At 57.3% G+C, this 25418-nt stretch carries 19 protein-coding genes and 1 pseudogene; 12 read left to right on the top strand and 8 right to left on the bottom strand.

Annotated features, from left to right (window positions below; genetic code table 11):
• The first annotated feature begins 49 nt into the window (after positions 1-49).
• On the top strand, positions 50-1999 hold the full coding sequence (locus ACO0LO_RS06535; RefSeq protein WP_422963384.1) for a sigma-54-dependent Fis family transcriptional regulator: 1950 nt from the start codon (positions 50-52) through the stop codon (positions 1997-1999).
• 17 nt (positions 2000-2016) lie between these two features.
• On the opposite strand, the gene ACO0LO_RS06530 is transcribed toward ACO0LO_RS06535, so the two are convergent.
• Together ACO0LO_RS06530 and ACO0LO_RS06525 are read right to left on the bottom strand one after the other, a co-directional pair.
• Complete coding sequence (locus tag ACO0LO_RS06530) at positions 2017-2229, bottom strand: DUF1653 domain-containing protein (RefSeq protein ID WP_422963490.1); 213 nt, start codon at positions 2227-2229, stop codon at positions 2017-2019.
• A 57-nt stretch (positions 2230-2286) separates the two neighbouring features.
• Positions 2287-2895: pseudogene (locus ACO0LO_RS06525) on the bottom strand (PolC-type DNA polymerase III); the annotation flags it as partial.
• A gap of 209 nt (positions 2896-3104) precedes the next feature.
• Between ACO0LO_RS06525 and ACO0LO_RS06520 the strand changes: the two are divergent.
• Both ACO0LO_RS06520 and ACO0LO_RS06515 read left to right on the top strand, forming a co-directional pair.
• A complete protein-coding gene (locus ACO0LO_RS06520; RefSeq protein WP_422963383.1) occupies positions 3105-4394 on the top strand; it encodes an MFS transporter in 1290 nt (429 codons plus the stop codon).
• A 291-nt stretch (positions 4395-4685) separates the two neighbouring features.
• A complete protein-coding gene (locus ACO0LO_RS06515; protein ID WP_422963382.1) occupies positions 4686-6950 on the top strand; it encodes an OPT family oligopeptide transporter in 2265 nt (754 codons plus the stop codon).
• A gap of 103 nt (positions 6951-7053) precedes the next feature.
• Here the strand turns inward: ACO0LO_RS06515 and ACO0LO_RS06510 are convergent, their stop codons facing one another.
• Positions 7054-7638, bottom strand: a complete 585-nt coding sequence (locus ACO0LO_RS06510; RefSeq protein WP_422963381.1) for a hypothetical protein — start codon at positions 7636-7638, stop codon at positions 7054-7056.
• A 241-nt stretch (positions 7639-7879) separates the two neighbouring features.
• On the opposite strand from ACO0LO_RS06510, the gene ACO0LO_RS06505 reads away from it, so the two are divergent.
• Complete coding sequence (locus ACO0LO_RS06505; RefSeq protein ID WP_422963380.1) at positions 7880-8665, top strand: hypothetical protein; 786 nt, start codon at positions 7880-7882, stop codon at positions 8663-8665.
• An 82-nt stretch (positions 8666-8747) separates the two neighbouring features.
• Here the strand turns inward: ACO0LO_RS06505 and ACO0LO_RS06500 are convergent, their stop codons facing one another.
• Positions 8748-9779, bottom strand: coding sequence for a Glu/Leu/Phe/Val family dehydrogenase (locus tag ACO0LO_RS06500; protein ID WP_422963379.1), 1032 nt, complete (start codon positions 9777-9779; stop codon positions 8748-8750).
• A 499-nt stretch (positions 9780-10278) separates the two neighbouring features.
• Between ACO0LO_RS06500 and ACO0LO_RS06495 the strand changes: the two genes are divergently transcribed.
• From ACO0LO_RS06495 to gshA, 4 genes are all read left to right on the top strand, one after another.
• Entirely contained in the window at positions 10279-11469 is a 1191-nt protein-coding gene (locus tag ACO0LO_RS06495; RefSeq protein ID WP_422963378.1) for an efflux RND transporter periplasmic adaptor subunit, read from the top strand.
• A gap of 3 nt (positions 11470-11472) precedes the next feature.
• A complete protein-coding gene (locus tag ACO0LO_RS06490) occupies positions 11473-14706 on the top strand; it encodes an efflux RND transporter permease subunit (protein WP_422963377.1) in 3234 nt (1077 codons plus the stop codon).
• Positions 14707-14821: 115 nt separating this feature from the next.
• Complete coding sequence (locus ACO0LO_RS06485; RefSeq protein WP_422963376.1) at positions 14822-15451, top strand: 3'-5' exonuclease; 630 nt, start codon at positions 14822-14824, stop codon at positions 15449-15451.
• A 142-nt stretch (positions 15452-15593) separates the two neighbouring features.
• Positions 15594-17183, top strand: a complete 1590-nt coding sequence (gene gshA, locus ACO0LO_RS06480; RefSeq protein WP_422963375.1) for a glutamate--cysteine ligase — start codon at positions 15594-15596, stop codon at positions 17181-17183.
• 83 nt (positions 17184-17266) lie between these two features.
• Here the strand turns inward: gshA and ACO0LO_RS06475 are convergent, their stop codons facing one another.
• Positions 17267-17770: a DUF3016 domain-containing protein gene (locus ACO0LO_RS06475; RefSeq protein WP_422963374.1), complete on the bottom strand. Its 504-nt coding sequence runs from the start codon at positions 17768-17770 to the stop codon at positions 17267-17269.
• Positions 17771-18099: 329 nt separating this feature from the next.
• Between ACO0LO_RS06475 and nudC the strand changes: the two genes are divergently transcribed.
• Positions 18100-18924, top strand: a complete 825-nt coding sequence (gene nudC / locus ACO0LO_RS06470; protein WP_422963373.1) for an NAD(+) diphosphatase — start codon at positions 18100-18102, stop codon at positions 18922-18924.
• Between the two features lie 114 nt (positions 18925-19038).
• Positions 19039-19305 (top strand): hypothetical protein, encoded by a 267-nt coding sequence (locus tag ACO0LO_RS06465; RefSeq protein WP_422963372.1) that lies wholly within the window; start codon positions 19039-19041, stop codon positions 19303-19305.
• A gap of 69 nt (positions 19306-19374) precedes the next feature.
• Here the strand turns inward: ACO0LO_RS06465 and ACO0LO_RS06460 are convergent, their stop codons facing one another.
• The gene (locus tag ACO0LO_RS06460; protein ID WP_422963371.1) at positions 19375-20136 is read right to left on the bottom strand and encodes a DNA-3-methyladenine glycosylase; all 762 of its coding nucleotides are present in this window, start codon (positions 20134-20136) and stop codon (positions 19375-19377) included.
• A gap of 338 nt (positions 20137-20474) precedes the next feature.
• On the opposite strand from ACO0LO_RS06460, the gene ACO0LO_RS06455 reads away from it, so the two are divergent.
• Positions 20475-21422, top strand: a complete 948-nt coding sequence (locus tag ACO0LO_RS06455) for a DUF2167 domain-containing protein (protein ID WP_422963370.1) — start codon at positions 20475-20477, stop codon at positions 21420-21422.
• An 82-nt stretch (positions 21423-21504) separates the two neighbouring features.
• A complete protein-coding gene (locus ACO0LO_RS06450; RefSeq protein WP_422963369.1) occupies positions 21505-22221 on the top strand; it encodes a site-2 protease family protein in 717 nt (238 codons plus the stop codon).
• Between the two features lie 90 nt (positions 22222-22311).
• On the opposite strand, the gene ACO0LO_RS06445 is transcribed toward ACO0LO_RS06450, so the two are convergent.
• Entirely contained in the window at positions 22312-23178 is an 867-nt protein-coding gene (locus ACO0LO_RS06445; protein ID WP_422963368.1) for a lysostaphin resistance A-like protein, read from the bottom strand.
• 150 nt (positions 23179-23328) lie between these two features.
• Positions 23329-25374: a M13 family metallopeptidase gene (locus tag ACO0LO_RS06440; RefSeq protein ID WP_422963367.1), complete on the bottom strand. Its 2046-nt coding sequence runs from the start codon at positions 25372-25374 to the stop codon at positions 23329-23331.
• Positions 25375-25418 lie beyond the last annotated feature (44 nt).

Raw genomic sequence — 25418 nt, 5'->3', positions numbered from 1 at the left:
GCAAAAGTTATTAGATCAAGAAAAAATTCCCTTTCTGCGGAGCCCAGGAATGCGCCAAGCAATAGAGCCAGGCAAAAGCAGCGTGCAAGCCACGCCGCCTTCCCCCAGCAAGTCCGGCATCATTTCGGCCGACACCCATCCCGACCTGCTGCAAGAGTCGCATCAGCGTTCGGCAGCTTTTGGGCTGGACGCCAATGCCGCGCCGGATTTTACGGCGCTCAGCCATCAGCAACTCAGTCTCGCGATAGAACAGAACCGTTCGCTGCATGCGTATGCGCTACCGGTGATGGAAACCCTGTACGAACAAATTTGCGACACGCACAGCATGGTGGTGCTGACCGACGCCAAGGGCCATATCCTGCACGCTTTCGGCGACAATGATTTCTTGCAGAAAGCTGAGCGGGTTGCGATACAGCCCGGTGTCAACTGGGCGGAAAGCAGCAAAGGCACCAACGCGATAGGCACCGCGCTGGCCGAGCAGTCACCGGTGTTGATCCATGCGGGTGACCACTACCTGAAGGCGAATCACTTCCTCACCTGCTCTGCCGCGCCGATCTTCGATCATCAAGGCCATGTTGTGGGCGTGCTGGATGTCACCGGCGATTACCGCAGCTACCACAAGCACACGATGGCGCTGGTGCGCATGTCGGCGCAGATGATAGAAAACCAGCTGTTCTCGGCCGCCTTTGAGGATGCAATTACGCTGCATTTCCATAGCCGCCCCGAATTCATCGGCACATTGATGGAAGGCATTGCGTCGTTCACGCCCGGCGGGCGCTTCCTCTCGGCCAACCGCAGCGCACTGTTCCAGCTGGGCTTGCCGCTGACCGCGCTGCAATCGCATACATTCAGTTCGCTATTCGGCCTGCCGGTGTCGGCTTTGCTCGACCATTATCGCGCCGCGGCCTCGCAGTTCCTGAGCCTGACAGTGCCCGGCGGCGTTCGTGTCTCCGCGCGTGCGGAATTGAAGCTGAGCCAGAGCTTTGCGTCGTATTTGCCGCCCCCGCTTTCCGCCAGCTCCCGCCCTGCCGCTTCAAAACCGCAGGCGCAACAGTCCTCCGGACTGGCCGCGCTTAAAGCAGGCGACGCCACAGTGGCTGCGCTGATAAACAAGGTCGGCAAGGTGCTGGGCCGCGATATCCCTATCCTGATCACCGGCGAAACCGGCTCCGGCAAGGAATTGCTGGCGCAAGCCATTCACCAGGACTCTCCGCGCTCGCAAGCGCCTTTCGTTGCGGTCAATTGCGCATCGATACCGGAAACCTTGATCGAATCCGAGTTGTTCGGTTATGAAGACGGCGCTTTCACGGGCGCCCGCAAAAAAGGCAATGTGGGGAAAATCCTGCAGGCACACGGCGGCACGCTGTTCCTTGATGAGATAGGCGACATGCCGCTGAATATGCAGGCGCGCCTGCTGCGGGTATTGCAGGAAAGGACAGTCACTCCGTTGGGCAGCAATAAATCGGTGCCGGTCGATATCACGGTGATCTGCGCTACCCATCGCAACCTGCGCGAGCTGATCGGCAAGAATGCCTTCCGCGATGATTTGTATTACCGCCTGAACGGCCTGGTGCTGAAGCTGCCTCCGCTGCGGGAGAGGACCGATATTGCCGCGCTTATCCGCAACATACTGGCAGAACTGTCCAGCACCGGCTTTACAGTGGCGCCGGACGTGATGCAACTGTTTCAGCAACATGCATGGCCGGGCAATCTGCGCCAGCTGAATAACCTGCTGCGCACCGCCGTCATCATGGCTGATGAAGCGCATGAAATCCGTTATGAACACCTGCCGGAAGACTTTCTGGAAGAAGCCGGCGCACTGCCGCAGAAGCCCGTTCATGCGGAAGCAAGCCAGCCAACGCCTGTGACCGGAAAGTTGCAGGATATGGAATTGAATGCGATACAGCGAGCCTTGCAGGAACACGGTGGCAATGTCTCCGCTGCAGCGCGTTCGCTAGGCGTGTCGCGCAATACGATCTACCGCAAGGCGCATCATTAGAACAGCATGCGGGAGGTTTATCCGGAGATAGGCGTAAAGCGCTGCACCATGCGCCCATCCACTTCCAGCATTTCAAAAAACACGCTTTTCGGCCGCGTCCACACGCTGCCGTTGAGCGCCTTGTAGACGATGACCGGGCTCAGGTCCGACTCCTGCGTTGCTTCGCATACCAACTCATAAATGCCGCCCTTGTAGTGGCGGTAGCGTTGTGCAGGAACATGCTGCGGCATGGCCGGCAGACCTGCCTGTGCAGGCGGGAATTTGCCGGCAGCAGCCTTGAGCAAGGGTTGCTTTTGCAGGAAGGCCTTTACCTTGGCCGCCGTCAGTTTGTTAACCTGCTCCAGCAAACGGGGATCTACCGGCGCAATACCGTAGTGTTCGCCGAGATGTTCGTTAATATGCAGCAGCAGGGCCGAGGCAACTTCCGCATCGGCTTCCGCCCTATGGGCTTTGCCCCTGAAACGTATGCCCAGCGAGGAAGCCAGCGGCCCCAGCGAATAACTGTCCAGGCCAGGAAATACACGGCGCGACAATTTGACCGAACAGATCAATCCGTCATGGCTGGGGGCAAGTCCGAGCCTGCTACTCTCAGCCAACAGGAATTTTTCATCAAAGCTGGCATTGTGTGCCGCTAATGTCGCATCGCCGATGAAGTCCACCAGCGCCGGCATCACTTCAGACACCGGCGGCGCCTTGTTGACCATGGATTGCGTGATGCCCGTCAGTTGCGTAATAAAAGACGGGATACGCACATTGCAATTGATCAGCGATACATACCTGTCCACCACTTCGCCGCCGACGATGCGCAGGGCCGCGACCTCGGTCACACGGCCGCCCTGGTCGGGGCTCATGCCGGAGGTTTCAAAGTCGATCATTACTACGGGCTTTTCAAACATGGGGGCTTTCACATCGCAAAGGCGTGAATTATGCAGGCAATAGCGAACCTAAATCAAATTCGGCTGTCAGAAAGACATCGGGACAGGCGCTTGGGTGATGGTTTGCGGCAAGCGCTTCCTGTATGCTATCAGGCAATCGCTCCCCTACCCGCCGTTGCCGCCCAATGCCGTTTTACCCAAACGACAAAAAACGAAATGCCGCCGTAATAATGAAAACAACAATCCTAGACAAATTCAGGCTTCCCTCCAATGACCTGTTGCGCGACCTGGTATACCGCCGCCTGTGGACGTCGATACTGATCAGTTCATTCGGCGCCCAGGTAACGATGCTGGCCCTGCCGTTGACGGCCGCTGTGCTGTTGCACGCGAGCCCCACGCAGATGGGGCTGCTGGTGTTCATGGAGACCTTGCCGTTTGTACTGCTGTCGCTGCCTTCCGGCGTGCTGCTGGACCGTATCCGCAAATTGCCGGTATATATCATAGGAGAAAGTACGATCTCGGTTGCCGTCGCCAGTGTGCCACTGGCAGCCTGGCTGGGTTGGCTCAGCATGGGATGGCTGTATTTTGTCGGCTTTATCATCGGCATGGTCAATACCACGGCGGGTAGCGCCGCGCAGATCGTCTTGACGCAGATCGTGCCACGCAATCGCCTGGTGGAGGCGCATGCAAAGAATGCGCTGGCCACGTCGGGATCGGAAATTGCCGGCCCGGCCGCTGCCGGCGCTCTGATCAAGCTTCTGGGCGCGCCGCTGGCGTTGCTGGCGGATGCGATCCTGCTGCTGACCTCGGCCACGATATTACGCGGCATCGATGTCAAGGAAGTACGTCCGGTGCGTGAAGATGCGCATTTCTGGCGCGACCTGAAGGCCGGCATCCGCTTTGTGCGCAGCAAACCGCTGCTGCTGACGCTGGCGGCGACGGTCGGCGGCTGGCAGTTGTGCTATAACGCCGCACTCGTGGTACAGATACTGTTTGCGACGCGTGTGCTGGGCCTCAGCGAGCAGGCGGTAGGCTTTTGTTACATGGGCATGGGCCTGGGCAGCATCCTTGCCAGTGTCTTCGGCAACCGCATCAGCCGGCGGCTGGGCCCCGGCCCTTGCCTGGTAACCGGTATCGCCGTCTGCGGCACAGGCTGGTTTACGCTGGCCATTGCGCCGGCCAGTGCGCTGGGCGTGTTTGCTTTTGCCTTCATGCTGATGTGCTTCAGCACCGGGGGCGTACTGATTTTCATCAATTTCCTGGCGCTGCGCCAGGCAGTAACGCCGGAGCCTTTGCTGGGCCGCATGACCAGCACGATGCGCTGGCTGATATTGATCCCGGCCGGCCCAGGGGCGCTGATAGGCGGCTGGATGGGCGAACATATCGGGCTGCGTTATTCGCTGGGCTTTGCCGGTCTATCCGCCGTGCTGCTGGCAGCGGTTGCCTGGCGCAACCCGGTGATACGCGCGACCACCGTGCTGCCGCAGATAGAAAAACATGAAGAACTGCTGGGCGCCTGATGCGTCTGCACACTCGCGCCTATTTTTCTTCGCCAAAACCGAGTTCGCACTGATACAAAATAAGGCGATTCGGCCGTATTGCGCGTTGCAACACGTTCAACAGTCTTATACCATTGCGCAGCGCCAGCAAAAAGCAGCATAATGCACGACTAAAATTGCGGGCCTCCGTGAGAGTGGAGTTTCTGTGGTTTTGCCGCGGTTTTCGCCGCAGCTTTTGCAGCGCCTCCAGTCAAGGCAAACGGGTGCATCATGCCCGCCAGCCTGCTTTTGCCTACACAATAAGGTTTATAAATGTCAAAAGAAACGTCTTCATTGTCAACGCCAGCCGTGCGACCGTATATTCCGGCCTCGGCGCAAATCCCTGAACTGAGTTTCCGAGCGCTCCTGATGGGCGTGATCCTAGGCATGGTATTCGGCGCTTCGTCGCTGTACCTGGTGCTGAAGGTCGGCCTGACTGTCAGCGCCTCTATCCCGGTCGCGGTGATTGCCATTACGCTGTTCCGCCTGTTTAACAAGATGGGCGGCAAGGATTCCACCATCCTGGAAAACAGCATCACGCAAACCGCAGGCTCTGCCGGCGAATCACTGGCTTTCGGCCTGGGCGTGACGATGCCGGCCATCCTGATCCTGGGCTTTGACCTGGAAATCTCGCGCGTCATGCTGGTGGGCGTTCTCGGCGGCCTGCTCGGCATCCTGATGATGATTCCGATGCGCCGCACGATGATCGTCGAGCAGCATAATGAGCTTAAATTTCCTGAGGGCACGGCCTGCGCCGCGGTATTGATGGCTGCGGCTACTCCGGCATCGCGCGAAGCGGCCGGCGAGACCGCCCAGCCCGGTATGCAGGACGATGCGGGCAAGCGTGCCGCCATCATTTTCGGCGGCTTCGGCATAGGTTTGCTATATAAGATATTCAACGTCGCCTTCAAGGGCTGGAAAGATACGCCGGAAGTCGCATTCGGCGCACCTTTAAGCGGCGGCTCGCTGGGCGCCGAAGTCTCGCCTGAATTGCTGGGCGTGGGTTATATCATCGGTCCTCGTATTGCATCGGTCATGGCCGCCGGCGGCGTGATGTCTTACCTGCTGCTGATCCCGATGATCAAGTTCTTCGGCGACGCGTTGAGCGTGCCTGTCAGCCCCGGCACCAAGCTGATCCACGACATGGCGCCGCACGATATCCGCAGCGCCTATATCCTGTACATAGGCGCGGGCGCAGTTGCCGCCGGCGGCCTGGTCAGCCTGGTCCGGGCCATGCCGACCATCTGGCGCAGCCTGTCCGCCGGTCTGGCAGGCATGGGCAAAGGCGCTGCCGCAACAATCAGCGCACCGCTGCGCACCGATCAGGATATCCCGATGAAATGGGTCGTGATCGGCTGCCTGGCAATCATTGCCGTGATCACGATGGCAACCCCGCTGCACATGAACCTGCTGGGCGCATTGCTGATCCTCGTATTCGGCTTCCTGTTTGCGACTGTTTCTTCCCGCCTGACGGGTGAAATCGGCTCCTCATCCAATCCAATCTCCGGCATGACCGTCGCCACGCTGCTGTTCACCTGCCTGATCTTCCTGATCATGGGCTGGACCGGCGGCCAGTATTATGTGACCGCACTGTCCGTTGGCGCCATCGTCTGCATCGCTTCCAGCAATGCCGGCACAACCTCGCAGGATTTGAAGACCGGCTATCTGGTCGGCTCCACGCCTAAATACCAGCAATATGCGATCCTGGCCGGCGCCCTGTCTTCCGCGCTGATCCTCGGCCCTATCCTGCTGAAGCTGAACGATGCCGGCACCGTATATGTACCGGCAGCGCAGGTTGCGCCCAACCTGAGCACCGACGTGTCCAAGCTGACTGAGACAGGCCAGCTGCAAGGCCCGCAGGCCGAGCAGGACAAAGGCAGCTATAAAATCTGGCAAAAACTGGACACCGTCGGCGGCCCTGCCGGCAAATACTTTGTCGACAATGCCGGCAAAGTCGTCTACCTGGTGGACCCGGGCATCAACGGTGCTTACAACAAGCGCCCTGACGGCAGCGAAGTCAAGAAATACGATGCGCCCAAAGCCGTGCTGATGTCTTACATCATCAAGGGCATACTAGACCGCCAACTGCCATGGTCACTGGTGCTGTTTGGCGTGATGATTGCGCTGGTGCTGGAAATGGCCGGCATCCCTTCCCTGGCGTTTGCCGTGGGCGTGTACCTGCCGCTGTCTTCTTCCGCCCCGCTGTTCGTCGGCGGCATGATACGCTGGCTGGTTGACCGCCGTAACAACAAGCTGGAACACAACAAGCACCTGAACGAAGAAGAGAAACAGGCCGCGGGCGACCGCAGTTCAGGCGTGCTGCTGGCTTCCGGCTACATCGCAGGCGGTGCGCTGGCCGGTATCGTGATCGCATTCACCGCGGGCATCCTGACCAACTTCGACAAGGCGATAGGCGACTGGTCCACAAAGAGCAACCCCTTCTTTGAAGGCTCCAGTTCCGATGCACTGTCGCTGATTCCTTATGCGCTGATCATCCTGGCGCTGTACTGGGTTGCGCGGGAAAAGAAAACGGCGTAACCGATCCCAACCCGGTCTGACCGAAAAAAGGCTTAAACGCAAAACGTTTAAGCCTTTTTTGTCGGCGGCATTTTTATTGGCGATGTTGCTAACGACATATGGCTCAGGCTGCTTCAGCCTTGCACGTGTGGCCCACATGCAGCATGGTCGCCAGTTCCTCGGTATAACGCGTATGTGACTTCACGCAAAATCCGCCGGAATACGGGTTCATGAAACCATGCGAAGTGTTTTTCGCCAGCTCTGCGCGATGCCCCCTTGAACCCAGGTCAGCCACCAGAGCGGCAGCATCGAACGCCGCCTCGCGTTCTGCAAAGACCAAGTGCGCCGGGCAACGTGGCTTCAGGCTAAGGTAATCGCGTATGCGCGAGCCATAAAACAGCGTCATCCGTTGCACCAAGCTGAACTCGGGCGCTGTGCTGCCCAGCCACAGCGCGGAAGCGCCCGCGCTGAAACCGATGGCGAACCGGATATGCTCCGCGCCCTCTTGCATCAGGCTGCGGATTTTGGCGGCATAGCCGGCAACGCCGCCTTGCGCAATAAAGGCCTGGTAGGCCTGTTGTTCTGAACGGAAAGCGCTTGCGGTCTCGTCAAACGGGGAAACCAGCCGGCATGCTCTGCCCAGGTTTCTTGCCAGGCCATGTACTGCAGGGGTAATGCCAAATACGTCTGTTGCAATAAGTACGGTCATTATTCAATCTTGGTAATACTAAATCTGGGTAAAGCGCTGCCGGTACCGGAACTGCAATTCAATAAAACCCGGCAAAATTCAGCGAAGCGCGGAGACTACCGGATCTGGTCCCCGAATTCAAGCGTTTCGTCGCATGATCGTTGCTTCGTGGGAGAAAGCAGCTTAAGTTCCGGTGGTCTGAGACAGAATCCAGCCTCGAAGCGAAGCTGGTAAATACCTGGAAAATCCAACAAGGAAAAATATGCACCACATTCTTATACAAGGCACCGCTGGCGCCAGCCGCATGCTGGTGACCTGCGCGTTTCTAGTGCTTCCCGGCCTGGTCTACGCGGACGGGCTGTCCGACCTGAAAGCAGCACTGGTTCGCCAGCAAGGGCAAGCGCCGCTGAAAGCCAGCATCGAGCTCAAAACTTGGAGCCGGCACGGCGAAGGCAAGGACCTTGATGAGACCAACGGGCTCGCCAGCATAGGCATAGAAGACAATGCACGCGGCATGCAGGTGCTGTATAGCCGCGATGTATTGAACCGCATGGAAGCAGAGGAAAAAGCAGGAGAAAAGGATCAGAAGGCCAAGACCCCTGTGCTGACTGCGCTGAGGGAACTCAACTCCAGCGAGCTGCGCGGCATGACCAACGCAGCCGGTGCGCTGCTGCTTTCACTGGAAAAGCTGAACTTCAAAAGCGAACGTGCCGAGACCTGGAACGGCAAGCCTGCGCGTCTGCTGAATTTTGATGCCAGCCTGGAGAAACAGCGCGACAAAGACAAAAAGTATGTGAAGAAACTCGAAGGCACGACGGAGATCTGGATTGCCGCAGACGGCACGCCGCTGGCGAGCCGCTCCCGCCTGGCCATCTCAGGCCGGGCGCTGATCGTCATCAGTTTTGAGATGCTTAATAATGAAGACCATGTATACAGCCTGGTGGGCGACCGGCTGATAGTCTTGCGCAAGGAAATGTATAACAAGGGCTCGGGCGCCGGTGAAAAAGGCGAAACCCGCATCATCAAGACGCTGCAGCTGCAATCCTGAAACAAAAACAGCCGCCTGAATTCCGGCGGCTGTCGATCAATACCCAGCTTATTGAGTGCAAGCTTATTAAGTGCCCGCTTATTTAGCGCTTGAAGCGTGCCTCTGCCACTTCATCCGCCACTACGCTGGTGGAACGGCCTTCACGGTCGGCGCGGGTAAACACCTCGGCCAGCGTATCGCCGATTTCGCGCACATGCGCTTCCACATCGGCTTGCGGCTTGTTCAGGTATTCATAGCAAACCTTGATGATGCCGCCGGCGTTGATGACAAAATCAGGCGCATACAGCACACCCTTCTGGCGCAGCATATCGCCGATGTCGGCGGTAGCCAGCTGATTGTTGGCGGCGCCGGCAACGATCTTGACCTTCAGGCGGGACAAGGTATCCGGATTCAGCGTCGCGCCCAGTGCGCAAGGTGCGTAGATATCGGCCTGTACATCGTAGATCGCACTGGTGGAGACGATTTCCGCGCCCAGCTCTGTCCTCGCGCGCTCCAGTGCGGCTTCGTCGATGTCGGCAACGATCAGTTTGGCGCCGGCAGCATGCAGGCGGCGCGCATAGTCGTAACCGACGTGGCCCAGACCCTGCAGCGCCACGACCAGGCCTTCCATGGAGTCGCGTTTCAGTTGATGCTTGACCGCAGCCTGGGCGCCGACGAAACAGCCCAGCGCGGTAAACGGAGACGGGTCGCCACTATCGCCCAGGCCCGCAACATAGCGGGTTTTGGCGGCGACGTGGGCCATGTCCGCAGGGCTGGTGCCCACGTCTTCCGCGGTGACGTAGCGGCCGCCCAGGCGTTCCAGTGCCTCGCCCAGCGCTTCAAACAGTGCCGGGGTCTTGTCTGTCTTGGGATTGCCGATAATGACGCTCTTGCCGCCGCCGATAGGCAGGCCGGCCACGGCGTTTTTATAGGTCATGCCGCGCGACAGGCGCAGCACGTCATTGACTGCCAGCGCTTCGGACGCGTAATTCCACATACGGCAACCGCCCATCGCAGGGCCGAGGTTGGTATTGTGGACGGCAATGATGCCTTTCAGTCCGGATTTTGCTTCGGAGACGAATACCACTTGCTCGTGGTTGTCGAAATTGAGTTCGTTGAAAATGAAAGCGGTCATGCTTATGGCTCCGCGCGGATGTATCGTTGAGCCTGATCAGGCCTTCGATGCTTACCGCAGTAATTAGGGTTAATGGTCAAAATCAAATACAACATTGATCAGCCGGGCGGCAGGGTGTTGCCGGCAGGCGATACGGATGGCGATTATGTCGCGCACCGGAGTATAACCAATATGGGCACCCCGGAGAAGGGCCGCGGATTTCCGAGCGGCAGACGCTGCCGATCATTTCTGCCCAAAATCATTCCCCCTGCGCAAACTTATCCGCAGAACCACTTGTCAATCCAGCCAAATAGCTTCAGAATCACGGTGCGCTGTCCACAAAAAGCACTTCAAATGCACCCGGCGTGAAGTAAAAATAATAAATCCCCCACTAATGTTGTATATCGGAGCAGGCCAATTGACATCGTGTCATGGCCTCACGGATACTTTCGCCCTTGCGGTTGAACTTCTTTTACTTTTACCGCTCCAATCACTCTTATTACATTAGTGGAGATCACAAATGCTGCGCCAGACCCTGTTAGCTGTTGCTATTGCCCTATCCCTTGCCGCGTGCAGCAAAGGATCCGACAAAGGAGGGAAAGGTGCTGATGCAGGCACAGCCGTAAAATCCGCGTCCACCCCGGCTGACGTCGCTTTGCTGATCTCGCCTGAAGACCTGATCACGGTACAAAACAATGCGCTGTCCTCCGGCCCCGTCATTACCGGCTCCATCCAACCAGAGCGCCGCGCCGATCTGCGCGCCGAGGTTTCCGCCGTGGTATTGCAGGTGCTGAAGGAAAACGGTGAAGCGGTCAAACGCGGCGATCTGCTGGTGCGGCTGGACGATACATCCATACGCGACAGCCTGACATCCGCCGAAGCCGCCGTGCGCGCATCGGAACAGACGCTGGACCAGTCTGAACGCCAGTTCCAGCGGCTTAAAACCCTGCGCGCTTCCGGCATGACATCGACGTCGCAGCTGGAAGACGCTGAAATCCGCCGCAATAATGCGCAAAGTGACCTGGTAGGCGCCAAGGCCCGCGCCGCACAGGCCCGCCAGCAACTGCAGCGCACCGAGGTACGCGCGCCGTTTGAAGGCATCATCAGCGAACGCAAGGTGTCCAACGGCGACACTGCGCAGATAGGCAAGGAGCTGGTCAAGGTCATCGATCCGGACAGCATGCGCTTTGAGGGCTTTGTATCGGCCGACCGGATCAGCAGCGTCAAGATCGGCCAGCCGGTTGACTTCCGGGTCAACGGCTACGGCCAACAGCTGTTTTCCGGCAAAGTCAAACGGGTGGATCCGGCAGCCAATGCCACGACACGCCAGGTGGAAGTGCTGGTCAACTTTGCCGACAGCAACCGCCCCAAAGTCTCCGGCTTATATGCCGAAGGCCGTATAGAAGCGGCCACCGTTTCCACGCTGATGATCCCCGAAGCCGCACTGGTGCGCAATGGCGACAAGCCTTTTGCCTGGCGCGTGAAGGATGGCGTGGTCAACAAGGTTAACCTGGTGCTGGGCGAACGCGACCAGCGCCGCGGCGACTTTGTCGTGCGCAGCGGCCTGGTTGACGGCGACAAGGTGGTGCGCAATCCGGTATCGACTATGAAAGACAAGCAGAAAGTAAGCTTGTCGCCATCGGCCACGGCGGCGACTGCCGCAGCGGCAGCGCCGTCCAGCGGCGCCTCTTCAGGCTCAGCGGGGAAATAAACCATGTTCCTATCCGATTTCAGTATCAAACGCCCCATCGCGATGATCGTCATCATCATCGCGCTGATGTGCCTGGGCCTGCTGGCCCTGAAGAAACTGCGCGTCAACCAGAGCCCGGACGTGGACCTGCCGGTACTGGTGGTCAGCGTACCCTACCCCGGCGCCTCACCGGAGACGGTAGAGCGGGAAATCATCAACCGCATAGAAAAATCCTTGCAGAGCATCACCGGCGTGTACCAGATGAGTTCCACCGCCAGCGAAAGCAGTGCCAGGATAGTGCTGCAGTTTAACTTCAGCAAAAACATGATCGAGGCTTCCGATGAAGTCAGGAATGCAATTGCGTCGGTGCGCTACAAGCTGCCGACCGAGATGCGCGAGCCCATCCTGCAAAGGATAGACCCATCGGCCCAGCCCATCATGCAGCTGGCGCTGTCGTCCAAGGTGCAGACGCATGCAGAGATTTCGCGCCTGGCGGAAGATGAACTGTCGGACAAGTTCCGCGGCATCGACGGCGTGGCAACGGTGGACGTCGGCGGCTCGCTGCGGCGCGAACTGAGTGTGCTGCTGCGCGCGGAAAAACTGCGTGAATACAATGTGTCGATCAATGACGTGGTCAATGCCCTGCGCAACCAGAACACCACCGCGCCAGTGGGTAAAATCCGCGGCACGCTGGACGAACAAAGCATACGCCTGGTGGGCCGCATAGAATCCCCTGTCGATTTTGAGCAGATCGTCGTCAAGCGGCGTGGCGACGAAGTCATCCGTCTGGCGCAGGTTGCCACCACGGCCGATAGCTTTGCAGAACTGACCAGCTACAGCGTGCGCAACGGCCTGCCCAACGTCGGTCTTTCCATCACCCGCTCGCGCGATGCCAGTACCGTGACCGTAGCCAACAAGGTGCGCGACCTGGTGGCGGAAGTCAGCAAGACGCTGCCAAAAGGCACGACGCTGGAAATTACGCAGGACGGCGGCAAGGATGCCGAGAGCAGCCTGAACAATGTGATCGAATCGCTGATGTTCGGCGCGGTGCTGACCATCTTTGTCGTGTACGTATTCCTCAACTCGTGGCGCTCCACGCTGATTACCGCGATGAGCCTGCCGACTTCGGTTATTGCCGCCTTCATCGCTGTCTGGCTGTGCGGCTTCACGCTGAACTTCATGACGCTGCTAGGGCTTTCGCTTGCCATCGGGGTGCTGATTGACGATGCGATCGTGGTGCGGGAGAACATTGTCCGGCACATGGAAATGGGCTCTGACCGGCGCACTGCCGCCAGCGCCGGCACGCGTGAGATCGGCCTGGCCGTGGCAGCGACGACTTTCTCCATTATTGCCGTATTCATTCCCGTGGCCTTCATGCCCGGCGTTTCCGGCGAGTGGTTCCGTCCGTTTGCGCTGACGGTTGCCAGCTCGGTGCTGGTCAGCCTGTTCATCTCTTTCACGCTGGACCCCATGTTGTCTGCTTACTGGGGCGACCCTGTCGGCCACCATCTGGAACCGAAACGCGGCATCAGCCTGTGGCTATCGTATTTCAATAAATGGTTCGATCACCAGGCAGACCGCTATGGCAATGTCATCGCCTGGGCCCTGCACCACCGCCGCTGGATGGCGATCATCGCCGCCCTCAGTCTTGCGGCTGCCGTGGCATTGCATATCGTATTTGGCGGCTCCAGCTTCCTGCCGGTGTCCGATTTCGGCACCATTGCCATCGATATCCGCACGCCGTCCAGCGCCAGCCTGGATTATGCGCGCCTGAAGGTGGAAAAAGCGGCTGAATTGGCCCGGACTTTGCCTGAAGCCGTTGCCACCAACAGCAACGTGACGCCTTCCGGCGGCCGCGTTTATGTGGACATAGGCAAGAGCACACAGCGCAAGCGCTCTGCAGTGGAAATCGCAGTGGACCTGCGCAAGCTGATGGCGCAAATGATAGGCGGCGAGTTCGTCGTCTTGGATGACCTGAACAATGGCGCCCGCAAGCCGGTGCAAATCCAGTTCTACGGTCCCGATTCGCGCCGCCTGATGGCCATCACCGGCGATTTCATGGCCAAGCTGAGCCAGGTGCCGGGTGCGGTGGACGTGGGCCTGTCCGAGCTGAACCCCAAGGATGAGCTGCAGATAGACCTGAACCGCGGCCTGGCCAATTCGCTGGGCATCTCGGTCAACGATGCGGCGCAGGCTCTGCGCGTGGCGTTTGCCGGCGTCGAAGTCGGCGACTGGGTGGATCCGAACGGCGAATCGCGCGACGTGGCGGTGCGCCTGCACCCGGATGACCGCGTCAAGCCTGAAAACATCGAGCATCTGCCGATTGCCGTTGGCGGCAGCAACATGATGGTGCCGCTGGACCAGATCGCCACTATCACCATGGGAAAGGGCCCGGCGCAGATACAGCATATGGACGGCAAACGCATGATCGCGGTTTCTGCCAATGCCCAGGGCCGTTCACCGGGCGAAGTGACGACAGATGCACTGAAAATTGCCAAGGCCATAGAATTTCCTAGCGGGTTCGGCATCCAGCTGGGCGGCGCGGCGCGCGACCAGAAAGAACTGTTCACCGAAATGCTGATCGCGCTGGTCTCCGGCATCGGCCTGATGTACCTGATCCTGGTGATGCAGTTCGGCTCCTTTACCGCGCCGGTGGCGGTAATGCTGTCCCTGCCGCTGAGCTTGATCGGCGTCGTTATCTCCCTGCTGCTGACCAAGGGCACGCTGAACCTGATGAGTTTCATCGGAGTCATCATGCTGATGGGTCTGGTAGCGAAAAACGCGATCTTGCTGCTGGATTGTGCCCGTAAGCGCGAAGCGGAAGGCTACGACCGTGAAGATTCACTGATGTACGCCGGCCGCATGCGCCTGCGGCCGATCCTGATGACAACCTTTGCCTTGATAGCGGGCATGATGCCGGTCGCCATTGCACTAGGAGAAGGCGGCGAGTTCTACAGGCCGCTGGCAGTGGCAATCATCGGCGGTACCATCACTTCCACTATCCTGACGCTGCTGGTCGTGCCGACCTTCTACGACAGCATAGAGATCGCACGCGACAGGGCGATTGCGAAATTCAACCGGCGCGCGGAACGCTGGAACACGGTATTCGCTTTCGTTACGACTTTTGTCGAAGCATTGCTGACGCTGGTGCTGGTCAGGTTTATCTACCGTATGCTGAAATGGCTGTTGCTGCTGGCCATGGGACGCTCGCCCCGGCAGCCTGAAGCGATAGCAAAAGCTGTACTGGAAAACCACTAGTGCTGATTGCAAGGCAGAAAGACCACAAAGGACCGCGAAACAGCGGTCCTTTTTTCTTTAGCCACCTCTTTTCCTCAAATCAAAAGCCTGTATTCTGTGTCATGATCTTTGTTATATGACCGACATAAACAATATGACTGCCGAGACTGCCCCCGAGCTGCCGCCCTATCCGGGTATCCAGCCGCAGGATGTGCTGCTGGTACGCACAACCGATGATATGCAGCGCGCCTATACGGCGCTTAGCGTCGCCGACGTGCTGGGGTTCGATACTGAATCCAAACCGACGTTCTTGAAAGGCCAGGATTCCGGCGGTCCACACCTGATACAGCTGGCCACCGATACCGCCGCCTTCCTGTTTCCTGTGCTGCGGCTGGCCGACCTTGCGCCGGTCAAGGCCATACTGGAATCAGCCGATATCCAGAAAGTGGGCTTCGGCCTGAGTGAAGACATCCGCCGCCTGCATACCAGCCTCGGTATGCAAATCGCCAACGTGCTGGATCTGTCCCGCGCCATGCGTGAAACAAAGCGCAATGATATGGGCGCCAAGACGGCTGTCGCCAAATACTTCGGCATGAAGCTGCAAAAATCGAAGAAAACCTCTACGTCCAACTGGGCCGCGGCCGAACTCAGCGAGCGCCAGATCAAGTACGCTGCGGATGATGCCCAGGTCGCGCTGCTGGTCTACCGAACGTGGCTGAAGCTGCAAAAGCAGGCGACCTCGCGGGATTCCGTCACGGCAGCGTAAAATTGTTCTTTTACCCATGACTCCGATATAAAAGTCAAGCCGCGCAAACCACGCAAAAAACACGCTCCCCAATACGCGAAATCGCATTTTCGGTTAATCTCTCGTCCACTGAATATGCAGTACATAATTACAGGGAAAGCTTATGAATAGTCAATTGACCAGCCGTCTGGCACTATTGGCCACTGATGAACATCGCCCGCTGCTGGGCCAGGGTCTGCGGGGCATAGAAAGAGAGACTTTGCGCGTGACCGCCACTGGCGATCTGGCGCACACGCCCCATCCTGTTGCGCTGGGTTCCGCCCTCACCCATCCGCAGATCACTACCGACTATGCAGAAACCCTGCTGGAGTTCATTACTCCTGCGGAATCCGATATTGCGCTGACCCTGAACAAGCTGGACACCATCCACCGCGTTGCCTACAGCAAGCTGGGCGATGAAATGCTGTGGAGCGAATCCATGCCCTGCGCACTGCCGCCGGAACCGGAGATAGAAATCGCCTGGTACGGCAAGTCCAACATAGGCATGCTCAAGCATGTATACCGCCGCGGCCTGGCGCTGCGCTACGGCAAGGCCATGCAGTGCATTGCCGGCATCCACTATAACTATTCGCTGCCTGAAACCCTGTGGAAGGTATTGCAGGCCAAGGAAGGCACAGCCGGCACGCCTGGACAATTCCAGTCGGAAAGCTACCTGGCACTGATACGAAACTTCCGTCGCTACAATTGGCTGCTGATGTACCTGTTCGGCGCCTCGCCGGTATTGTCACGCAGTTTCCTGCGTGACCGCCAGCACCAGTTGCAGGAATTGTCGGAAGACACGCTGTACCTGCCGTATGCCACCAGCCTGCGCATGAGCGACCTGGGCTACCAGAACGATGCGCAGTCCGGCCTGACGCCACAAGAGAACAGCCTGGATGACTACATCTCCCGCCTGAACAGTGCAGTTGCGAAGCCGTATCCGCCTTACGAAAAGTTCGGTACCAAACGTGACGGCGAATGGATACAGATCAGCACCACGTTGCTGCAGATAGAAAACGAATACTATTCCACAATACGCCCCAAGCGTGTCATCAGCAGCGGAGAGCGCCCTATCCAGGCACTATGCGCGCGCGGCGTGCAGTATGTGGAAATCCGCTGCCTGGACGTCAACCCGTTTGAACCGGTGGGCATCAATCTGGAAACCTCGCGCTTCCTGGATGTGTTCCTGCTGTTCTGTGCACTGGATGACAGCCCTTCGATCACGCCGGAACAAGGGCAGGTCTATGCGCAGAATTTCGGCGCCGTCGTCAAGGAAGGCCGCCGACCCGGCCTGACGCTGCAACGCGACGGCCAGGAAATCACGTTGCAAGCCTGGGGTGAAGAATTACTGCAACGCATGCAGCCGATTGCCGAATTGATGGATGCGCCGGTAGGCGGCGATGTCCATGCGCTGGCCATGCATATCCAGGCGGAAAAATTGCAGGACCCGGAATTGACTCCTTCAGCCCGCGTCATGCGCGCATTGCAAGAGCACGGCAATTCCTTCCTGCGCTTCGGCTTGCATCAAAGCGAGCAGCATGCGCGCTACTTCAAATCCCGCCCGCCGACAGCCGAGGAAGACGCCTACTTCAGCAAGATGGCAAGCGACTCACTGGCGCAGCAACAGGCTATAGAGCAGGAAGACCAGGGCAGCTTCGACGATTTCGTCGCCGCCTATAAAGACAGCAAGCTTTGCCAGTCCGCCACGATCTGAGCAGGCAAGGCTAAACTTCAGCCTGCCGCAAAAAAATGCCGCTTTTGAAAAAAAGCGGCATTTTTCATCCCGGCTGCAAATCCCTATTTCGCGGGGAAAACCTTCTTCTCCTGCTGCTTGTTGAACCAATTCTTCAGCATGTTTTCTTCGTAATAAAAGCTGTCGCTGGTATTGATGCTGATGCCGGACCTGAAATTGATATCCTTCAAATCTTCCTTGCCTGCCGTGACCTGCTGGCCCTGTGGATTGTTCAACACGTAGCTGAATGACATACGCGGCCAGTCTATATCCCTGACTATGCGGATGTCCTGTCCGCCCGGCCCGCGCCCCGGCCGGACATCGCCGGCCAGATCCAGATCGGTGACCGTGACCAGCAGCGAGTAACCGTCCGGCAACTGCTTCGCAAGCTTGTCGAACACCTCGTCCAGGCTCTTGAATACCCGGGCCTCAAAACCCGCTTTGGTCTGGTTACTGGGCCGCACGTCGGTATAGCTATCGGGATTTTGCCATGTGACTTTGGCTTCTCCTGCAACTGCGGAACCTGCCAGCATGATTGCGAAGGTGCCGAGAATATATTTTTTCATCATATTCTGCCTAATTAAGAAGATATACCGGATGCTGAAATGCATCGTCATGAATCGATCTATTGTTATCGTAGATAAATATGCACGTATGCTAAACCTTACCCTAACACATATCGGTAATGCCGTTTCAAGCCGAAACGGTTCTGCCGCTCATACTATTTCAAGCCTGATGCTTTCAAAAAAACAGGTTCCCGCGCAATTGGGACATCTGGCACAGCAGTAACAAATGCGGATTCGGCAAGACAAAGGTATCATAGCGGCATATTGCTGCACTCTCTTGATGCCGCCCATCCTGCGCCCTTTTTCTCTGATCCTCAGCGATACCCTCAGCCATGCTAAAAACTCCTGATCAATTCCAGCTTTTGCTGCATCCGCAGCAATCAGAAAATCCGCTGTCTTTCATTTTTCGTGGCGACGAATTACTGGTGCGTTCCTCCGACCTGAGCCTGCCGGATCTGGAGACATTCACGCTCCTGGATATTGACGACAGCCACATCCATCCACTGGGCTTGCTGAATCAACGCTATTGCCGCACGGCCTGGACCGCAAAAAATGCCGAAGCACCTCAGGGCTATGTTTTTACCAAACTGCGACCTCTGTTCGGTGAAATGGATGACGATCTGCTGGGCCTTGCAGGCCGTGCCTTCCAGATCGCTGAATGGGCGCGCTCGCATCAATACTGCGGCACCTGCGCCACGCCGATGACACTGGCCCGCGGTGAACGCTGCTATAAATGCCCGGCCTGCGGCATGGTTGCCTACCCGCGGATTTCTCCTGCAATGATGGTGCTGATCAAAAAAGGCGAACACATCCTGCTGGCCAAGCATACCGCTTCTCCGACCACACGCTACGTACCTTTGGCCGGGTTTCTGGAAGCCGGCGAGTCGATAGAAGAAGCCATTCACCGCGAGGTATTCGAAGAGGTTGGCTTGCACGTCAAGAATCTGCAATACTTCGGCAGCCAGTCGTGGCCTTTCCCGCATTCACTGATGATTGCCTTTACCGCTGAGTATGTATCCGGCAATATCGTACTGGACGAAAGCGAAATCGCCGATGCGCAATGGTTCGGCCCTGGCAACCCGATTCCGGACTATCCCATCGGCGTGTCGGTTTCCGGCGCGCTGGTAGATGCCCACAGGCCTAAGAACTTGTTGTAAGACGGGGCTGGTTAGGCGCGACAACGAAGGCAGCATTAGTACGACCTGGCGTAGCAATAACGCCGGCCCCGTGTTGCAACGGCTTTTAAATAATTTTCACATCAGGACGCAGATATGCAAGACCCCAAAATGACAGACTGCAAAGGGCAGGCTGTGGCAGTAGGCGATATTGTTCGCATCGTTTCGCTCAGCAAGCAATTCATCAAAAGCTTTCCAGTCGACGAGCGCATCCTGATCGAATCGATGGTCGGCAATTTTTTCAAATTGATCGATGTGGACGAATACGGCCAACCCTGCGTCATCAAGGAATGGCATGATGAACACGGCATGCTGCAAACCCATGTTATCGCGCTGGACCCGGAGGACATGGAAAAAATCTGAGCCGCCGCCGCTCCTCTGGCAGACCAGCCAGGTGTTCCCTTGTTGTTTATTGCTTAGACTACCTAAGTGTCATTCCGGGATGGAAATAAGCTCAGGTGGAAAGCCTTGATGAGAGGCCATATTTCCGTTTCGGTCAATCCAGCAATAATGCTCGGGCGTTTTTTGTCCTCTGCGAAGTGGGTTGCGTGTGCAAAATTTCGCATAGGCAGGATCTACGAAGCGATACGGCAAGTGCTCATCTCGCCCTGCCGTAATACCCAGGCGTGTGGTTTGAATCAAAATTTCGGGAGATTCATCCACGTCATCGATAAATAGCTCCCTGGTGTCAAACGAATGCGCATCCCAATCCGGCACCCGTAGCGCCAGTGCGCGACACAGCTGGACCTGTCCCGCACAGAGGCGATGCAAAGGACGCACTGCACCGCCAGGGCCCGGGTTTTCTGCCTGCATGACGGCAAGTGCCGCATCGCCGGCGATAGAATCAATCCAGGGAAAAGCCGACTTGATCAGCACCGCATTGCCGGGCCCCGCCGCGCTGATATTGAATGAGTCACCGCCGCGCGAGTAGTACATGTAGATGGTGCCGCCAGCCATGAAAAGCGCGCGTCTTTTATGCGTATAGCCGAGGGATGCGTGGCTGCCCTTTTCGTCAAGCTGGTACGCTTCAGTTTCAATGATGCGCGCGGACAGCCATTGATTTTTCCAGCGCCGACGCAACACCTTGCCGATTAATGCCCGCGCAAGTGCCGGGCTGTCTTGATCAAAGAAGCCGCTCTCCAATAGATGAAACCGGGCGGCGCCTACCCTTCCGTCCCCCATGAAGTCTTTCATTCAACAGTTCCTTCGATGCTCCGCTCCAGCCTGGATGCCACATTGATATCCCGGCGAGAATTGCCGTTCGTCTTGCCTGGTTCGCTTTGACATTTTACTGCCCCATGCGCCTCAATGGTGTTCCGGCGCCGCCGTCTCCGGTCAAACCGAGAAGCTAATGCGGTCACGCCAGCCACAAGCATACCCATTGTTTTATTGTTCATATATTTGTTGCTTCGGGCAAATTTCGAGGTAATATATTGTGTTTTTAGAAATTTAAAAACACAACGAACGCTAACCGTTCCGCAGACAGGGATAGTCAGCGCCATTTACAACGATAAAAATAGCCGGGGAAAATCATGTTTACCAAATCAACGCTCGCATTGGCCTTGGCAGCGGCCCTCTCCACGCCGCTGCTCCTTGCGCCGGCGGCTTACGCGGCAGATCCGGCTCCAGCAACAGCGAGTGCCGCCGAAACCGGCAAAAGCATGCCGGCAGAGCAGTTTGAGGCTTCCCTCAAATTTCAGCACGGCAAGATCACGCTCCCCAATAATATCGCTACACTGGATTTGCCGCCCACTTTCCGCTATCTGCCGCCGGAGGACACAGAACGCGTCCTCGTCGATGCCTGGGGTAATCCGCCCGGCGCAAAAACCCTCGGCATGCTTTTCCCCAGCGATGTCAACCCGTTGAGCCCAACCAGCTGGGGCGTCATCATTACCTACAATGAAGACGGCCATGTCAAGGACGACGATGCCGACAGCATCAAATACGATGAGCTGCTGAAGGACATGCAGGAATCCACACAAGCCGGCAACGAAGAGCGCAAAAAGCTGGGTTACGATGCGATGACGCTGGTTGGCTGGGCTGAAAGCCCCCGCTACGACAAGGCAAGACATAAATTCTACTGGGCCAAGGAACTGGCGGTGGAAAAGGACAGCAGGCATTCATTGAACTACAACATCCGCGTGCTGGGACGCAAGGGAGTGCTGGTCTTGAATGCGGTCGCCGGCATGAACCAGATAAGCCAGGTCAAGACAGGAATGAAAGACGTCGTTGCTTTCACCGACTTCACGAAAGGCAATGGGTATAGCGACTTCGACGGCTCTACCGACAAGGTTGCCGAATACGGGCTGGCAGCGCTGGTTGCCGGTGGTGTTGCCGCCAAACTGGGTTTCTTCGGAAAACTGCTTGCGCTGCTGCTGGTCGCCAAGAAACTGGTGCTGGTGGGCCTGGTGGCAATCGGCGGCGCGGTCGCCAAGCTGTTTGGCCGCAAGAAGAAGGACGCCGACAGCACGCAGGCATAAAAGGCGCTGTTTCATCGCTTATCATTTACCAGGTTTCTGCCCGGTCTTTCCGAGACCGGGCACATCCAACTTATAGACGACCATGTTAAAACTATTGAGCTGGCTTTTTGTAGCGGGCAAGCTGGGCAAGCTATGGCTGACCGGCGGCAGCATGCTGCTTTCCATCCTCGCCTATTCGTGGCTGTACGGCTGGAAGTACGCGGTAGGCTTTGTAGTGCTGATGTTTATCCATGAGATGGGCCACTACGTCGCGGCGCGCCAGCGCGGCCTGAATGTGGGGATGCCGACATTTATCCCATTTGTCGGCGCATGGGTGGAACTGAAAGACATGCCGCACGATGTAGAGACGGATGCCTACATAGGATTCGCCGGCCCGGTGGCAGGCACGCTGGCGGCCATCGGCTGTTACTGGTATGCGCGAGATACGGACAGCAACCTGATGATGGCGATTGCCTATTCCGGCTTTATGATCAATCTGTTCAACCTGATTCCGATCATGCCGCTGGACGGCGGTAGGATCACCGCCATCATTTCACCCAAGGTATGGCTGGCGGGTGTGCCCCTGCTGATAGGCATGTTCCTGTACCGGCCCAGCCCCATGCTCATTTTGATCGCTCTCCTGGCGTATCCGCAACTGAAGATGGCGTTTGCAAAAGACCCTGGCGCCGCCGGGCATCCAGAGGGCTTTTACGATGTGCCGGTCAACACGCGTGTCAACTACGGTGTTTTATATCTGGGCCTGGTGGCTTTTCTGGCCGTCATGAGCTATGAGTTGCATCAGCAACTGGGCGCGGGTTGAGCCTCCTTTATTGAGCACGCCTGCATGCCTGTTTTAATCGCAGTGGCTTGATGGCGCTCGCCTGATCGGAGCTTTTCTGTCGGCTTCCCGCTATTGCAGCGATGGATAGGTAAAGAAAACGAAGTGCGCTGCATTCAGCAGAAAATGCACAAGGATAGCCGCTTCGATTTTCCTGGTGATGTTATAGGCGTAAGCATAGCCCGCTCCGCCTATGCTGACGAGCAAGGCCAGCTGCATGCCGCCTCCAAGGTGGACCAGGCCGAACAGCAAAGCAGAAAACAGCATTGCCACCAGTGCTCCCCAGCGTATCTTCCTCAGCAACCTGGTAAGTCTCTCCTGTAGTAATCCACGAAAAAAAGCTTCTTCCGCTACGCAAGTCAGGAACAGGTTGGCCAGCAGGAAGACCGGCGTATACGAGGGCAATTTGAAGTCCGGCTTCAGGTAAGCAATGGGCACCGCAACCGCCATCACCAGTACGATCGTCATGCCGGCGACTGGCAAAGCGCGGCGAAAAACGTCGCTCAACTCTTCTACAGACTGGGCCCGCTTACATAGCAACGCCAGCAGCACCAGGCCTGCAGCGCCCTTGTCAAAATTGGCATATTGCCTGAATGCCGCAGCATCGGCGGAAAACCTGGCGCCGTCTATCAGCAGCGGATTATGAAAACCGGGTAATTTATGCATTGCCAGTGCAAGCGCGAGAACGGCAGTCAGCGCCCCGCATAGCACCCGCTGTGTCCTGCGCGCGCCCGGCCATACCGTCAGATAGGCTAAAACCGTAAATATGACCAGCGCCACCAGCGCCGGGCCTGTCAATATATTGGCATAGACGCCGCTGATGATGCTGAAACTGAACATCAACAGCCAGGGATGCAACGCAAACCGACCCGCCAGCGGAATCGGTTTCAGCCATGCGGTACACATCGCCACACCGAGCAAAAGAAAGGTGGTCAGCAATTCTTGTCCTTGAGTAAATACAGGATAAGAATTGTACAAGCTTGTCGCCGCGTATGGCGATTTGATTTATGTGCTGTTTTTACGGCCCCGAGGGTCTTCCCGAACGAAATTTCGTCCGGGAAGACCTATGCCGCGATGTCAAACAGCTGCTTACCAGATATTGACGCGCGTAGCTTCCGGCCTGAGCGGCGAGGTTTTTGCCGGGCAGCTGAAGGCTTGTGAAAATTCCGGCATATTGGCGATAGGCCCGAGAACACGGTATTTCTCCGGCGCATGCGGGTCGGTTGCCAGTTGCAGGCGCAGTTTTTCGTCACGCATCAGGCCCCTGAAGCTCTGGGCATTGGCAATGAAAAAGCGCTGTTCTACCGTGAGGCCGTCAATTTCAGCGGGCTGCGGTTTGGAAGCCTGGGCTTTCCTCAGTGCCTGCAGCGCGATCTTCATGCCGCCCAGATCGGCGATATTCTCACCTTCGGTCAGCTTGCCGTTGATGTGCAGTTTGTCGATAGGATTGAATTCGTCGAACTGTTTTTCTATCGCTGCCACGCGCACCAGGAATTTTTTCTCGTCTTCCTTGGTCCACCAGCTCTTCAGGTTACCCTGCGAATCGAACTGCCGGCCTTCATCATCGAAAGCATGTGTCAGCTCATGCCCTATCGTCGCGCCGGTGTTGCCATAGTTGGCAGCGGCATCGGCGTTGACATGGTATAGCGGCGGCTGCAGGATGCCCGCAGGGAAGACCATTTCATTCATGGTCGGATTGTAATAAGCGTTGACGGTAGGCGGTGTCATGCCCCATTCATTGCGGTCTATGGGCTTACCGAGCTTGGCCAGCACGCGGTTGAATTCAAACTCCGCCGCGCGCTTGTTGTTGTCTGCATAGGACGCCGGATCCACCTTCAGGGCGCTGTAGTCGCGCCAGGTGTCGGGGTAGCCTATCTTCACGACCAGCGTATCCAGCTTTTTATACGCCTGTTGCTTGGTCGGCGCCGACATCCATTCCAGCTTGCTGATGCTTTCGCGCATCGCGTCCTTGATATTGCCAACCATTTCCAGCACACCGGCCTTGGCTTCGGGGCCGAAGAACTTGGCCACGTACAATTCACCCATCGCTTCTCCCATATTGGCATCGATGTTGGTCAGGATGCGTTTCCAGCGAGGCTGCAATTCCTTGGTGCCGGCCAGCGTACGGCCGTAAAAGTCAAAATTGGTGTTGACGAATGCCGAGGATAGGTCCTTGGCCCTGGCGTTGACCAGGTTCCAGCGCAAATAAGTTTTCCAGTCAGCCACTGGCACGGTATTGAGCATCTTGCCGGCTTCGGCAAAAAATTTAGGCTGCCCGACATTGAACTGGCCAGGTTCCGCCAGGCCGACATCCTTGAAATAGATATTCCATGGTGTTTTGCCGTCGATTTTTTCCAGGCCGTTCAGGTCCAGCAAATGATAACTGGCCAGCGGGTCGCGCAATTGCACCTTGGTCATCGACGCCTTGGCCAGGCGAGATTCCAACGCAATAACCGTTGCGGCATTTTTCCTGGCGATTTCAGGCGTGTCGCCTAGCAGGACGAACATCTTCTCGACATAGGCCGCATACTGCTTGCGTATCTCGATGGTCTTTGCATCGGTTTTCAGGTAATAGTCGCGGTCGGGCAAGCCCAGGCCGCCCTGACCCAGCTGAGGAATATAGCGGGTAGTGTTCTTGGCATCCTGGTCCACATAGAAATTAAACAATGAACCCACGCCGGTATGGTGTTGCGCGGCGATCAGCGGCAGCACCTGGCTGCGGTCATTTACCGCATTGATGCGGGCCAGTTCGTCCGCCAGCGGCTTGCTGCCTTCTGCCTCTATCCTGGCCTCATCCATGCCGCTGCGGTAGTAAGAACCCACCAGGCGGGTCGCCAGGCTGCCGCTATCCGGCGCTGCTGCGGCCGCTTCGGCGATGCCTTTCAACGCGGCCAGATTTCGTTCCGTTACCTCGTCATACGCGCTGTAACGTGAACGGTCGGCGGGAATAGGATTTTGCGCCAGCCATTTAGCATTGGAATAGGCAAAAAAATCCGTGCAGGGGTCGATGCTCTTGTCCATGGTCTTTGATTCCAGCACCAGATTGTTACTGGTCGCCGCATAGCCAGAGAAGGAGAAACACAGCAAAGTCGCCAGCAGGCTGCGGCGAAGGAAGGTTTTTTTATTTTGATGCACGATATCCCTTTCAATAAATTGTTGTACTGCTTTTTTCCATGCTG

The organism is Undibacterium sp. TJN25 (assembly GCF_049339885.1).
In the GTDB taxonomy this organism is placed as follows: Bacteria; Pseudomonadota; Gammaproteobacteria; order Burkholderiales; family Burkholderiaceae_D; genus Undibacterium.
This window is presented reverse-complemented; position numbering and strand designations above follow the sequence as displayed.